This window comes from Streptomyces sp. NPDC094143 (assembly GCF_040303825.1).
In the GTDB taxonomy this organism is placed as follows: Bacteria; Actinomycetota; Actinomycetes; order Streptomycetales; family Streptomycetaceae; genus Streptomyces.
The window spans coordinates 66285-80448 of the sequence record NZ_JBEOTZ010000032.1 but is presented as its reverse complement, the minus strand read 5'-3'; the positions used below and the strand labels follow the sequence as shown (position 1 = coordinate 80448).

At 72.6% G+C, this 14164-nt stretch carries 9 protein-coding genes; 2 read left to right on the top strand and 7 right to left on the bottom strand.

Annotated elements, in window-relative coordinates:
• Positions 1-58: 58 nt before the first annotated feature.
• The 5 genes from ilvC to ABTZ58_RS31455 form a co-directional block, all read right to left on the bottom strand.
• On the bottom strand, positions 59-1057 hold the full coding sequence (gene ilvC / locus ABTZ58_RS31475; RefSeq protein ID WP_351364036.1) for a ketol-acid reductoisomerase: 999 nt from the start codon (positions 1055-1057) through the stop codon (positions 59-61).
• A gap of 121 nt (positions 1058-1178) precedes the next feature.
• Entirely contained in the window at positions 1179-1703 is a 525-nt protein-coding gene (ilvN, locus tag ABTZ58_RS31470) for an acetolactate synthase small subunit (RefSeq protein ID WP_010048631.1), read from the bottom strand.
• 36 nt (positions 1704-1739) lie between these two features.
• Entirely contained in the window at positions 1740-3584 is a 1845-nt protein-coding gene (locus ABTZ58_RS31465; protein ID WP_351364033.1) for an acetolactate synthase large subunit, read from the bottom strand.
• Positions 3585-3815: 231 nt separating this feature from the next.
• On the bottom strand, positions 3816-6830 hold the full coding sequence (locus ABTZ58_RS31460; RefSeq protein ID WP_351364030.1) for a putative bifunctional diguanylate cyclase/phosphodiesterase: 3015 nt from the start codon (positions 6828-6830) through the stop codon (positions 3816-3818).
• Between the two features lie 405 nt (positions 6831-7235).
• Positions 7236-8186: a 2-hydroxyacid dehydrogenase gene (locus tag ABTZ58_RS31455; RefSeq protein ID WP_351364027.1), complete on the bottom strand. Its 951-nt coding sequence runs from the start codon at positions 8184-8186 to the stop codon at positions 7236-7238.
• Between the two features lie 78 nt (positions 8187-8264).
• Between ABTZ58_RS31455 and ABTZ58_RS31450 the strand changes: the two genes are divergently transcribed.
• Positions 8265-9263 (top strand): aldo/keto reductase, encoded by a 999-nt coding sequence (locus ABTZ58_RS31450; protein ID WP_351364024.1) that lies wholly within the window; start codon positions 8265-8267, stop codon positions 9261-9263.
• A gap of 122 nt (positions 9264-9385) precedes the next feature.
• Complete coding sequence (locus ABTZ58_RS31445) at positions 9386-10558, top strand: PQQ-dependent sugar dehydrogenase (RefSeq protein WP_351364021.1); 1173 nt, start codon at positions 9386-9388, stop codon at positions 10556-10558.
• Between the two features lie 52 nt (positions 10559-10610).
• On the opposite strand, the gene ABTZ58_RS31440 is transcribed toward ABTZ58_RS31445, so the two are convergent.
• Positions 10611-10796 (bottom strand): DUF6191 domain-containing protein, encoded by a 186-nt coding sequence (locus ABTZ58_RS31440; RefSeq protein WP_351364018.1) that lies wholly within the window; start codon positions 10794-10796, stop codon positions 10611-10613.
• Positions 10797-10846: 50 nt separating this feature from the next.
• Positions 10847-13891 carry a helix-turn-helix transcriptional regulator gene (locus ABTZ58_RS31435; RefSeq protein ID WP_351364076.1) on the bottom strand — a complete coding sequence of 1015 codons (3045 nt, stop codon included), beginning with the start codon at positions 13889-13891 and terminating at the stop codon, positions 10847-10849.
• Positions 13892-14164 lie beyond the last annotated feature (273 nt).

Genomic DNA, 14164 nt, shown 5'->3' with positions numbered 1-14164 from the left:
CACCCGGACGGGAAAAGGGCCCGGCCGCGGCGTCGGTGCCGCGGCCGGGCCCCGAGGCTCACGCCTCCTCGTCGACCCAGCTCATGAGCTTGCGCAGCTCCTTGCCGGTGGTCTCCAGCAGGTGCTCGGAGTCCTGCTTCTTGTACTCGTTGTACTTCTTCAGACCGCCGTGGTACTCGTCCATCCAGTTCTTGGCGAACGTGCCGTCCTGGATCTCGGCGAGAACCTTCTTCATCTCGGCCTTGGTGGCGTCGGTGATGATGCGCGGGCCGGTGACGTAGTCGCCCCACTCGGCGGTCTCGGAGATCGACCAGCGCATCTTCTCCAGGCCGCCCTCGTACATGAGGTCGACGATCAGCTTCAGCTCGTGCAGGCACTCGAAGTAGGCGATCTCCGGCTGGTAGCCGGCCTCGGTCAGCGTCTCGAAGCCCGCCTTGACCAGGGCGGCGGTGCCACCGCACAGCACGGCCTGCTCGCCGAACAGGTCGGTCTCGGTCTCCTCGGTGAAGGTCGTCTTGATGACGCCGGCCCGGGTGCCGCCGATGCCCTTGGCGTAGGACAGGGCCAGCGCGAAGCCGTTGCCCGTGGCGTCCTGCTCGACGGCGGCGATGCAGGGAACGCCGCGGCCCTCCTCGTACTGGCGGCGGACCAGGTGGCCCGGGCCCTTCGGGGCGACCATGCAGACGTCCACGCCGGCCGGGGGCTTGATGAAGCCGTAGCGGATGTTCAGGCCGTGGCCGAAGAACAGCGCGTCGCCGTCGTTCAGGTTCGGGGCGATGTGCTCCTCGTAGACCTGGGCCTGGATCGGGTCCGGGACGAGGATCATGATGACGTCGGCCTCGGCGGCGGCCTCGGCCGGGCTCACCACGCGCAGGCCCTGCTCCTCGGCCTTGGCCTTGGACTTGGAGCCCTCGTGCAGACCGACGCGCACGTCGACACCCGAGTCACGCAGCGACAGCGCGTGGGCGTGGCCCTGGCTGCCGTACCCGATGACCGCGACCTTGCGGCCCTGGATGATGGACAGGTCGGCGTCGGCGTCGTAGAACAGCTCGGCCACTTTGGGTTCTCTCCTCGGGAGTGCAGGTGTTGCGTCCCACCGTATGACGGGGGGCGGAAGGGAAGTCTGAGGGTCTCGGAATACGGGCGGCCGACGGCGCGCCGACCGCCCGCTTCCCGTCTTACGCCGACCGGTCGAGGGCGCGCAGCGACCGGTCCGTGATGGAACGGGCACCGCGGCCGATCGCGATCGTGCCGGACTGGACGAGCTCCTTGATGCCGTACGGCTCCAGCATCTTGAGCATCGCGGAGAGCTTCTCGCCGGATCCGGTGGCCTCGATGGTGACGGCCTCCGGGGAGACGTCGACGGTCTTGGCGCGGAACAGCTGGACGATCTCGACGATCTGGGAGCGCGTCTCGTTGTCGGCGCGCACCTTCACCAGGACGAGTTCACGCTGGACGGCCTGGGACGGCTCCAGTTCGACGATCTTCAGCACGTTGACGAGCTTGTTGAGCTGCTTGGTGACCTGCTCCAGCGGCAGGTCCTCCACGCCGACGACGATGGTGATGCGGGAGATGTCGGGGTGCTCGGTGACACCGACGGCGAGCGAGTCGATGTTGAAGCCGCGGCGGGAGAACAGGGCGGCGATCCGGGCCAGGATGCCGGGGGTGTTCTCCACCAGGACGGAGAGCGTGTGCTTGGACATGGTCTGCTTCCTCTGCTTGAAAGTCCTGGACGGCTCTCAGTCGTCCTCGTTGTCGCCGAAGTCGGGGCGGACGTCCCGGGCGGCCATGATCTCGTCGTTGGAGGTGCCGGCGGCGACCATCGGCCAGACCATGGCGTCCTCGTGGACGATGAAGTCGACGACGACGGGGCGGTCGTTGATGGAGTTCGCCTCCTCGATGACCTTGTCGAGGTCGTCCGGGGACTCGCAGCGGATGGCGTGGCAGCCCATGGCCTCCGACAGCTTCACGAAGTCGGGGACGCGGGTGCCGCGGGCCTGCGGGTTGACGTCGTCCGGGCCGGAGTGCAGGACGGTGTTGGAGTACCGCTGGTTGTAGAAGAGGGTCTGCCACTGGCGGACCATCCCGAGGGCGCCGTTGTTGATGACGGCGACCTTGATCGGGATGTTGTTCAGGGCGCAGGTGGCCAGTTCCTGGTTGGTCATCTGGAAGCAGCCGTCGCCGTCGATGGCCCAGACGGCCCGGTCGGGGGCTCCGGCCTTGGCGCCCATGGCGGCCGGGACGGCGTAGCCCATCGTCCCGGCGCCGCCGGAGTTGAGCCAGGTGCCGGGCCTGTCGTACTCGATGAAGTGGGCGGCCCACATCTGGTGCTGGCCGACCCCCGCCGTGAAGATCGTGCCCTCGGGGGCGAGCTGCCCGATGCGTTCGATGACCTGCTGCGGGGAGAGCGAGCCGTCGTCGGGCTGGTCGTAGCCGAGCGGGTAGGTCTCGCGCCAGCGGTTCAGGTCGTTCCACCACATGGTGTAGTCGCCGCGGTGACCCTCGCTGTGCTCCTTCTGCACGGCCTGGATCAGGTCGGCGATGACCTCGCGGGCGTCGCCGACGATCGGCACGTCGGCGGCGCGGTTCTTGCCGATCTCGGCCGGGTCGATGTCCGCGTGGACGATCTTGGCGAACGGGGCGAAGCTGTCCAGCTTGCCGGTGACACGGTCGTCGAAGCGCGCGCCGAGGGCGACGATCAGGTCCGCCTTCTGCAGGCCGGTGACGGCGGCCACCGAGCCGTGCATGCCGGGCATGCCCAGGTGCTGCGGGTGGTTGTCCGGGAACGCGCCGAGCGCCATCAGGGTGGTGGTGACGGGCGCGCCGGTCAGCTCGGCGAGAACCTTCAGCTCGGCGGTGGCCTTGGCCTTCAGAACGCCGCCACCGACGTACAGCACGGGCCGGCGGGCCTGGGTGATCAGCTTGGCGGCCTCGCGGATCTGCTTGGCGTGCGGCTTGGTCACCGGGCGGTAGCCGGGCAGGTCCATGGCCGGCGGCCAGGAGAAGGTGGTCTTCGCCTGGAGGGCGTCCTTGGCGATGTCGACCAGGACCGGGCCGGGGCGTCCGGTGGAGGCGATGTGGAAGGCCTGGGCGATGACCCGCGGGATGTCCTCGGCCTTGGTGACGAGGAAGTTGTGCTTGGTGATCGGCATGGTGATGCCGACGATGTCCGCCTCCTGGAAGGCGTCCGTGCCGATCGCCTTGGACGCCACCTGGCCGGTGATCGCGACCATGGGCACCGAGTCCATGTGCGCGTCGGCGATCGGAGTGACCAGGTTGGTGGCGCCGGGGCCGGAGGTCGCCATGCAGACGCCGACCTTGCCGGTGGCCTGCGCGTAGCCCTCGGCCGCGTGGCCGGCGCCCTGCTCGTGCCGGACCAGGACGTGGCGCACCTTGGTGGAGTCCATCAGGGGGTCGTACGCGGGGAGGATGCAACCGCCGGGAATGCCGAATACCGTGTCGGCGCCGACCTCCTCGAGAGAGCGGATGAGGGACTGCGCGCCCGTCACCTGCTCGGGGGCGGAGTGTCCTCCGGATCGGGGCCGGGGCTGCGGGTGGTGGGCCCCGGTGGCCTGCTCGGTCATCGGCATTCTCTTCTCGGATACTGAGGGTTTTTTGCGAGGTTTCTGCGGTTTTCGGCTGCTGCACGGAAGGCCCCTGTGCAACAAAAAACCCCTCGTGCCATAAGGCAAGCGAGGGGAGCGCGCCGGGTGGGTCAGCTGAGCGGTCGAGGCTCAGCGTCAGCCGACGCGCTTTCCAAGTACGAGAATTCGGGTGCGCATGGCACAGACCCTCCCCCCGGCACGCACTCACTGTCAAGTGGGTGGGACGGGAGTCTCATTATGTGAACGGAGGGCCGTGCCGCCTCCGATGACGGCGGACACGTTCGTGCTGTACACCCGCCCGGCGCCGCCCGCGAGTGCCGGCTCGGCCGGTGCGTGCGGCAGCGGGTAGTGGCCGCCCGCGAGCGCCCGGCGCAACCGGTACTCGTCCAGCGGCCCGGAGAACGCCATGCCCTGCCCGTGGGTGCAGCCCATCGCGCGCAGGGCGACGACCTGCTCGGGCAGATCGACCCCCTCGGCCACGGACTGCAGCCCGAGGTCACCGGCGATGCGCAGCAGCCCGCTGGTGATCTTGTGCAGGCGGGCGGACTCGACGACGCCCTCGACCAGACCGCGGTCGAGCTTGAGGATGTCGACGGGCAGCCTCCTGAGGGCCGTGATCGCCGCACAGCCGCTGCCGAACCCGTCCAGCGCGATCCGAACGCCGACCCGCCGCAGGGCGCCCAGGCGCCGCTCCAGCTCGTCCAGCGGGACCCTCGGATCCGCGTCGGACAGCTCGATGACCAGCGAGCCGGACGGCAGGCCGTGCCGGGTGAGCAGCGCCTCGATCGTGCCGAGCGGCAGGGACTTGTCCAGCAGCCGGCGGGCGCTCATCCGGACGGCGACCGGCACGGACAGCCCGGTCGCGTGCCGCTCGGCGGCCTGCTCGACGGCCTCCTCGATCATCCAGCGGCCCAGCGCGGCGGTCTTGTCGCTGTCCTCGGCCACGCGCAGGAACTCCGCCGGGGTGAAGAGCACCCCCTGGGAGGAGCGCCAGCGCGCCTGCGCGGACACCGAGGTGATCCGGCCGTCCTCCAGGCACACCACCGGCTGGTGCAGCAGGGCGAACTCGCCGTCGTGCAGTGCGGCCCGCAGGCGGGTGGCCAGCTCCGCCTTGCGGACGACGTCCTGCTGCATCTGCGGCTTGTACAGCTCGACGCGGCCCTTGCCGCCGGCCTTGGCCCGGTACATCGCGAGGTCCGCGTTGCGCAGCAGCTCGCCCGCGCCGAGGCCGGCTTCCGCGAAGGCCACGCCGATGGAGGCGTTGACGCGGACATCGTTGCCGTCGATGAGGTAGGGCTGGGACAGCGTGGTCCTGAGGCGGTCGGCGAGCTCCAGGATGTGCCGCTCCCGGGCCTGGCGGTCGCGGGTGTTGTCCCCGACGATCAGGGCCGCGAACTCGTCCCCGCCGAGCCGGGCGGCGGTGTCGCCCTGGCGGACCGAGTCCTGCAGCCTGCGGGCGGCCTGGACGAGCAGTTCGTCCCCGGCTTGGTGCCCGATGGTGTCGTTGACGGCCTTGAAGCCGTCGAGGTCGATGAAGAGCACCGCCGTGTTCCGCAGGGCCAGGCCCCGGTCGGAGGCCCGGCGGCCCGACAGCGCGTGCTGGACCCGCTTGGTGAACAGGGCGCGGTTGGGCAGGTCCGTGAGCGGGTCGTGCTCGGCGTTGTGCTGCAACTGGGCCTGCAGTCGCACCCGTTCGGTCACGTCCCTGCTGTTGAAGATGAGGCCGCCGTGATGGCGGTTGACGGTCGACTCGACGTTCAGCCAGCCTCCGTCACCCGACCGGAAGCGGCACTCGATGCGCGTGGTGGGCTCCTCGACCGGGCTGGCGGCGAGGAACCTGCGTACCTCGTGCACGACGCAGCCGAGGTCTTCCGGGTGGATGAGATGGGCCAGTTCCGTGCCCACCAGCTCCTCCGCCGGGCGGCCGTAGACACCGGCGGCGGCCGGGGAGACGTACCTGAGGACACCGCTGGGGGCGGCGATCATGATGACGTCGCTGGAGCCCTGGACCAGGGAGCGGAAGTGGTTCTCCTTCTGCGCCAGTTCCTGGGTGAGGGTGATGTTGTCGAGCAGCATGATGCCCTGGCGCACGACCAGCGCGAGCACGACCGTGCCCCCGGTCAGCAGGACCACGCGGTCGACGCTGCGGCCGTTGAGGACGTTGTAGAGGATCCCCAGGGTGCACACGGCGGCCGCGAGATACGGCGTGAGCGCGGCGAGGGAGCCGGCGATGGGCCGGGCGGCCGGACAGCGGCCGAGCTCCCCGCCGGGCAGGGCCTGGGGGTGGTGCGGCCCGCTGCGCTGTCCGGGCACGTGCTCGTGCACCACGCGGGTGTGCCCCGCGCCGCCGTGCCGGTCCGGGCCGTGCCGGTCGCCCTCCGCTGCGCGCGGCGCGGCCCACGGGGCGTACGCCAGGAGCAGCGAGCCCGCGAACCAGCCCGCGTCGAGCAACTGGCCGGAGCGGTAGTCGTGGTGCATCAGCGGCGAGGTGAACAGGGCGTCGCACATGACGGTCAGGGCGAGTGCGCCGATGGCGGTGTTGACCGCCGAGCGGTTCACCGCGGACCGCCGGAAGTGCAGCGCGAGCACCATGCTGACCAGCGCGATGTCCAGCAGCGGGTACGCCAGCGACAGCGCGGTGTGCGCCACGCCGGGCCCTTCGGTTTTCGCGGCCTGGGCGAGGGCGAGGCTCCAGGCCAGGGTCAGCAACGAGCCGCCGATGAGCCAGGCGTCGAGCCCCAGGCAGACCCAGCCGGCCTTGGTCACCGGCCGTTTGGCGAGGACCAGCAGCCCGACGATCGCGGGCGGCGCGAAGCACAGGAAGAACAGGTCGGCGTAGCTGGGGCTGGGCACGGGCAGGCCCAGGACCACCTCGTACCACCCCCAGACCAGGTTGCCCAGGGACGCCATGGCCGAGGAGAGGCCGAACAGCAGCCAGGCCGACCGGAAGCGGGTGCAGCGGCCGCGGGCGTAGAGGAGGCACGACACGCAGGCGGTGGCCGCCGCGGCGCTCAGCCCGAAGTCGCCCATGATCAGGGCCATCTCGCGCGAGCCCCAGCCGAACGCGGCACCGACGGCGTATCCCGCGCAGCTCAGGGCGAGGACGAGTTGGAGGGCCAGGCCCGGCCGGTGGCCGGGGGCCGGCGTGCGGGGCAGCAGCGCGCTCGGGGCCGGAGGCTGTGCCCGCAGCGCTCCGTCCAGCGTGGTGCTCGGGGGCGCACTCACCGGACGCTCCCGGTCCGCGTCGCTCCCGGGTCCCGCGGGCGCCGGTGGACCGGCTGGACCTGCCTCCTGCGGCTGCCGGGCCTGCGGCGGTGATGGCTGTGATCGGTGTGGTGGTCGCCGTGATCGGCGTGCCGGCCGCGTCTGCCCGCGGCCGTCCGCCAGGGTCGCCGCCGGCAGCCCCGCCCCGTCGGATCGCTCGTCCATAGACCGTGCATCGCCTGTCGCCCCCCTCACAGTCCTGCAGTGTCCGTCCCCGGCGCCGAACGGTCCCCGGCGCAGCCCCTGTCGGGACGATACACCAGTCTCGTCACTCAGGGACATAGGTTCTCTACTCTCCGTGACGATCAACAGATATATGAGTACCCACCGCGCCCGGAGGATTGCGGACGGTACTCGAAGGTCGTTTCAGCGGGTGGATGCACCCGTCGTAAGGATCACGTTGCGCAGCGGCTCCCGGTTCACATAACGGTTCAACTGGTCCACCAGGAGCCGCTTGGCGCGCGGCAGGAACGCGGAGGTGGGCCCGCCGACATGAGGGCTGATCAGTACCCCCGGCGCACGCCACAGGGGGTGTTCGCGCGGCAGGGGCTCGGGGTCGGTGACGTCCAGGGCGGCGGTGAGGCGGCCGCTCTCCAGTTCGGCGAGCAGGGCCTTGGTGTCGACGACCGGGCCGCGGGCGACGTTGACCAGCAGCGCACCGTCCTTCATCCGGGACAGGAAGTCGGCTCCGGCCAGGCCGCGGGTGCTTTCCGTGAGCGGGGTGGACAGGATCACGACGTCCGCCTCGGGGAGCAGCGCGGGGAGTTCGGTGAGCGGATGCACTGGCCCGCGCGCCGTGGTGCGCTCGGAGCGCGCGACGCGCGCCACCCGCGCGGGCTCGAACGGAACGAGCCGGTCCTCGATGGCGGAACCGATCGATCCGTATCCGACGACGAGCACGTTCCTGTCGGCGAGCGCGGGCCGGAAGCCGCCGAGCCACTCCCCCCGCTCCTGGGCGCGCACGAAGTCGGGGATGCCGCGCAGCGACGCCAGGATCAGCGCGAGGGTGAGCTCGGCGGTGCTGGTCTCGTGGACCCCGCGCGCGTTGCACAGCCGCACCCCCGGGCGCAGCCGCCCCAGGCCCGGCTCGACGTGGTCGATCCCGGCGGAGAGGGTCTGTACGACCTCCACCTGACTCATCCGCGCCAGGGGACGTACGCACAGCGGGCTGGGCTTCATGTAGGGGACGACGTAGAAGGCGCAGTCGGCCGGGTCGGCGGGGTAGTCCTCCGCGCCGTTCCAGAAGCGGTAGTCCGGCCCCTTCGGGAGCCCCTCGATCTCGTCCGGCGGGATGGGCAGCCACACGTCAGCAGTCATGCTCCGAAAGGCTATGTCAGGAGCGCGCCACGGCAGAGGTTAGGTTGGGGTGGCCGGAACAGGGAGGGTCACGACCAGGTGGAGCGCAGGACGATCGGCGCGGGCGCACTCGCGGTGGGGGCCGTCGGACTCGGGTGCATGCCGATGAGCTGGGCCTACAGCACCTCGCGGCAGCGCGGCGAGGAGTCGCTGAGGGCGGTGCACCGGGCGCTGGACCTCGGTGCGTCCCTGCTGGACACGGCCGACATGTACGGCCCCTTCACCAACGAGCTGCTGGTGGGGCGGGCGTTGAAGGAGCGGCGGTCGGACGCGTTCGTGTCGACGAAGGTCGGGCTGCTCGTGGGCGACCAGCACATCGTCGCCAACGGCCGTCCCGGGTACGTGAAGCGGGCCTGCGACGCCTCGCTGCGGCGGCTGCAGACGGACGTCATCGATCTCTACCAGCTGCACCGGGCCGACCCCGAGGTGCCCGTCGAGGAGACCTGGGGCGCGATGGCGGATCTCGTCCAGGCCGGGAAGGTGCGGGCGCTGGGGCTGTGCGCGGTGGGTGCCCGGTCCTCGCGCCGGGGCGGGGCCCGGCTGCACGACGCGACGATCCGGCAACTGGAGCGGGTGCAGCAGGTGTTCCCGGTGACCGCGGTGGAGGCGGAGCTGTCGGTGTGGTCGCCGGAGGCACTGGAGGCCCTGCTGCCCTGGTGCGAGACCCGGGGCGTGGGCTTCCTCGCCGCGATGCCGCTGGGCAACGGCTTCCTGACCGGCCGGCTGCGGCCCGGGGCGGGCTTCGAGGCGGACGACCCGCGCGCCCGGCACCCGCGCTTCACGGCCGAGATGATGGCCGCGAACCAGCCGATCGTCGCGGGCCTGCGCCGCGTGGCCCGCCGGCACGGCGATGGCGTGACACCCGGCCAGGTCGCCCTGGCGTGGGTGCTCGCCCAGGGCCGGCACGTGGTCCCGGTCCCGGGGACGAAGCAGGAGCGGTGGGTCACGGAGAACGCGGCCGCCGCGGCCCTGCGGCTGGGCCCCGAGGACCTCAGGGAGATCGCGGAGCTGCCCCCGGCCCAGGGGTCGTGGGACTGAGCGGACCGGACCCCGGCCGCAAGGGGCAGACCCCTTGTTCACGGTTCGACGTTCCGTGATCGGGAACCTGGGAGGCGCGGGCGGTGTATGACAGGGAGAACCCCGCCGCGTCGAAGGGACCCATGATCGTGCAACGTCGAGCCGTCCCGGCCGTGCTGGCCGCCGCAGCGCTCCTGCTGACCGCCGGCTGCTCCTCCGACGACGGGGGAACGTCCGGCGCCGACGGGAGCGCCTCCCCGAGCCGCACGGCACCGGGCTCGTCCGCACCGCCGCGCCAGGCCGCCGGAAAGACACCCCCCGCCCGGGGCTCGGTCACCGTGGTCCGCACCGTCGCCGAGGGCCTTGAATCCCCCTGGGGCCTCGCCCCGCTGCCGGGCGGTGGCCTGCTCGTCTCCTCCCGCGACGAGGGGACGATCGTCCGGGTCGACGAGAAGACCGGCAAGAAGACCGAGCTGGGCGAGGTGCCCGGGGTCTCGGCGGCCGGCGAGGGCGGCCTGCTCGGCATCGCCCTCTCCCCCGACTTCGCCTCGGACCGCATGGTCTACGCCTACTTCACCTCGGCCGGCGACAACCGTGTCGTCCGCATGCTCTACGACGACGGCAAGCCCGCCGGCCGGCAGCTCGGCGCGCCCGACACGGTCTTCCGGGGCATCCCCAAGGGCTTCATCCACAACGGCGGCCGGATCGCCTTCGGCCCCGACAAGATGCTGTACGTCGGCACGGGCGAGAGCGGCGACACCGGTCTGTCCCAGGACCGGGACTCCACGGGCGGCAAGATCCTGCGGCTGACCCCGGAGGGCGAGCCGGCCCCCGGCAACCCGTTCTCCGGCTCGCCGGTCTACTCGTACGGCCACCGCAACGTGCAGGGCCTGGCCTGGGACGCCAGGCAGCGGCTGTTCGCCTCGGAGTTCGGGCAGGACACCTGGGACGAGCTCAACGCGATCAAGCCGGGCGGCAACTACGGCTGGCCCGAGGCGGAGGGGAAGTCCGACGACTCGGGGTTCCAGAACCCCGTCGACCAGTGGAGCACGGCCGAGGCCTCCCCCAGCGGCATCGCCTACGCCGAGGGCTCGGTCTGGATGGCGGGCCTGCGCGGCAAGCGGCTGTGGCGCATCCCGCTGAACGGCACGGCGGCCTCGGCCGAGCCGCAGGCGTTCCTGGAGGGCGAGTACGGCCGGCTGCGCACGGTCGTCCCGGCGGGCGGCGACCGGCTGTGGCTGGTGACCAGCAACACGGACGGCCGGGGCGCCCCGAAGGGCGGTGACGACCGGATCCTGGAGGTGCGCGTGAAGTGACGGCCGGGCCCCTGCGCTGTGGGGATCTGCGCGGTCCCTGCGCTGTGGGGGCCTAGGCCTCCCCGTCGTTCTCGGCCTCCGTCGGCGGGCGTACCACGACCTTCCCGGACGCCAGGTCTATCGGACCGCGTCCGGGGTCGGCGTCGCCGACGTCCTCACGGGTCAGCTCCAGGCGCTTCTGCTCGTCGCGGGTGTGCTTGCGGCCGGGCGAGAACAGTTCCTCGAACATGTTGAACAACGGAGCCTCCCTGGGCCGCGACGCTCGCGACGTCCCGTCCAGCGTATGCCTCAGCCGGCCGGCCGGGACGTGAGGGATTCCGCCGGGAACAGTCCCAGCCGGTGCGCGACCGCGGCCGCCTCGCCCCGGCCTGAGACGCCGAGCTTGGCGAGAATGTTGGAGACGTGGACGCTCGCGGTCTTCGGCGAGATGAACAGCTCCTGGGCGATGCGGCGGTTGGTGTGGCCGACGGCGACCAGGCGCAGCACGTCCCGTTCCCGGCTGGTCAGGCCGAGGGTCTCGGCCGGGTCGGTGGCGGCCCGGGCCGGTCCGACCGCGGGGGTCAGGGCGAGGCGGGCGCGCCGGGCGAGCGCGCCGGCGGCGTCGGCGAGGGGCCGGGCGTCCAGGTGGCGGGCGACGGTGTGGGCGAGGCGGAGCAGTTCCGTGGCCCGGTCGCGCTCGTCCTCGCCGCCGCCCGTGAGCAGGGACTCGGCCAGGCGGAGGCGGACGCGGGCGAGGTCGTAGGGGCGTCCCAGGGGTTCGAAGGCGGTGACCACGTCCGACCAGACGTCCGGGGTGCAGCGGCCGGCGGCGCGCTGCAGTTCGGCGCGGACCCACCGCTCGTGGGCCAGCCAGACGGGGGCGTTCGTGGTGAGGCGCCTGGCCGTGTCGAAGAGTCGGTCCAGGACCTCCTGGCGGCCCTCGCGTGCGGCGGGCAGCCCGCGGGTGTCGGCCTCGGCCGTGGCCGCCTGGAGCAGCAGCGGCCAGGCGTAGCGCTGGGTGCCGGGCGGGAAGCCGGACCGAAGGGTGCGGGCCAGTTCGGCGCGGGCGTCGGGCAGGCGGCCCTCGGCAGCGGCGACCCCGATGGTCAGGCAGGAGATCGGCAGGTCGTGCTGCGGCATGGGATCGTGAGGGCCGTACGAGGCGCGGCCCTCGGCGAGGTGCCGGGCCGCCTCGGGCACCCGGCCGCGGGCGAGCGCGAGGAACGCCAGGATGTTGGCACCGGCCCCGTGCGGCCCGGCGGTCCGCCCGCGCCGCTGGGCGTTGACGGCGGCCTCTGCGGCCTCGTCCCAGCGGCCCAGCGAGACGAGCGACTCGGCTAGGTTGCCCCAGACCCAGCCCTCCGGGTCCCGCAGGCCCAGCTCCGCGGTGAGCCGCAGGCCCTCGCGCAGGATGGCGACGGCCTCCTCGGACCGGCCGACGCCTTCGAGGGCGGAGGGCAGGTTCACATGGCTGCGGCCCACGATCGGCGCCAGATTGCGGGCGGCCACCTCGTCCTTCACCTCGTACATGTGCGCCAGCCCGGCCTCGATCTGACCGGCGTCCACCATGAGCCCGCCGAGGGTGAGCCGGGCGTTGGACTCGATGGCGTCGGCGCCCACCATGCGCGCGTACTCCACGGCCCGCTCGGCGGCCGTCAGGGCGTCGGGGCCGGGTTCGTGCAGCATCGACCAGTGGGCCGCGGTGGCGAGCACCTCGGCGTGCACCTCGGACGGCGGCAGCCCGCGGACCAGGTCCTGTGCCGTGGCGATCTCCTTCCAGCCGTCGCCGCGGGCGAGCCCCTGCACCAGCCGGGAGCGCTGGATCCAGAACCATGCGGCGCGCTGGGGGTCACCGGCGTCGTCGAGGAGACGCAGCGCCCGCTTGGTGATCTTCAGGGCGCGTTCCCGCTCCCCGCCGAGCCGTCCGGCCACGGCCGCCTCCGCCAGCAGGTCCAGGTGGCTCAGCGGGGTGGTGCCCGGGTCGCGTCCGCTGGGTGGATACGCCTCCGTGTAGTCGACCGGGCGCAGGGTCGCGCGTACGACGTCGGGGGCGGAGTCCCACAGCTCCATCGCGCGTTCCAGCAGCCGCAGTTGCTCGGAGTAGGCGTGGCGGCGCCGGGCCTCGACGGCGGCGTCCAGGACGGCGGGCAGGGCCTTGGCCGCGTCGTGGGCGTGGTACCAGTAGCTGGCCAGGCGGGTGGCCCGCTGGTCGGCCGGGACCAGGGTCGGATCGGTCTCCAGGGCTTCGGCGTAGCGGCGGTTGAGCCGGGAGCGTTCGCCGGGGAGCAGGTCGTCGCTGACGGCCTCGCGGACCAGGGAGTGGCGGAAGCGGTAGCCGTCGCCGCCGGGCGCGGGGGTGAGGATGCCGGCGTTCACGGCGGCCCGCAGCGCCTCGATCAGCTCGTCCTCGGCGAGCCGGGCGACGGCGGCGAGCAGCCGGTACTCGACGGTGGAGCCGCCCTCGGCGACGATCCGGGCGACCTGCTGGGCCGGCTCGGGCAGTCCCTCCACGCGGACGAGCAGCAGATCGCGCAGGGAGTCCGTCAGGCCCGTGCGGCAGCCCTCGTGGGCGGCGACGGCGAGCTCCTCCACGAAGAAGGCGTTGCCGTCGGAGCGGGCGAAGATCGCGTCGACCTGGTCCGGGTCGGGTTCGTGGGCGAGGATGCCGGCGACCTGGAGGCACACCTCGTCGCGGGTGAAGCGGGCGAGTTCGAGGCGGCGGACGGTGCGGAGCCGGTCGAGTTCGGCGAGCAGGGGGCGGAGCGGGTGGCGGCGGTGGATGTCGTCGGAGCGGTAGGTGGCCAGGACGACGAGGCGGCCGGTGCGCAGGGTGCGGAAGAGGTAGGAGAGCAGGTGCCGGGTGGAGGCGTCCGACCAGTGGAGGTCCTCCAGGGCGAGGACGACGGTGTGCTCGGCGGAGACGCGCTCCAGCAGGCGTGCGGTGAGCTCGAAGAGGCGGGCCAGGCCGTCCTCGTCGTGCCGGCCGGGGCCGGACTCGCCCAGTTCGGGCAGGAGCCGGGCCAGTTCCTCCTCCTGGCCGGCGGCCGCGGCGGCCAGTTCGCCGGGCAGGGCGCGGCGCAGGGCGCGCAGGGCGGTGGAGAAGGGGGCGAAGGGCAGTCCGTCGGCGCCGATCTCGACGCAGCCGCCGAGCGCGACCACCGCGCCGCGGCGGCGGGCGGCGCCGGTGAACTCCTCGACCAGCCGGGTCTTGCCGACGCCGGCCTCCCCGCCGATGAGCAGGGCCTGCGGTTCTCCCTCGCGGCAGCGGACGAGTGCGTCGTGCAGCGCGCCCAACTCCTCGGCGCGGCCGACGAACACGGGGCTGACGGACCTGGTCTCCACGGCCCCGAGCATCGCACGCGGGTGCGACGACACGGCACCGGTTTTCGCCGCTCCGACCGGGACACGGCCGGTACCCGGCCCGACCGCGGCCACCGGACCACGGTCGAGAATCCCGTCCCCACCCCCCGAACCGACCGAACCAAAACCGGTCACGGCCCCCGCAACGACGCCCGCGGCACCGGGCACGGGGGCCGGAACCGCAACGGGCGCGGGCGCCCCACCGGCTGTGGGGGCCGTAGCGGACGCGGGTGCCGCAGCGGGTGCAGGCGCTCCACCGGCAGCGGG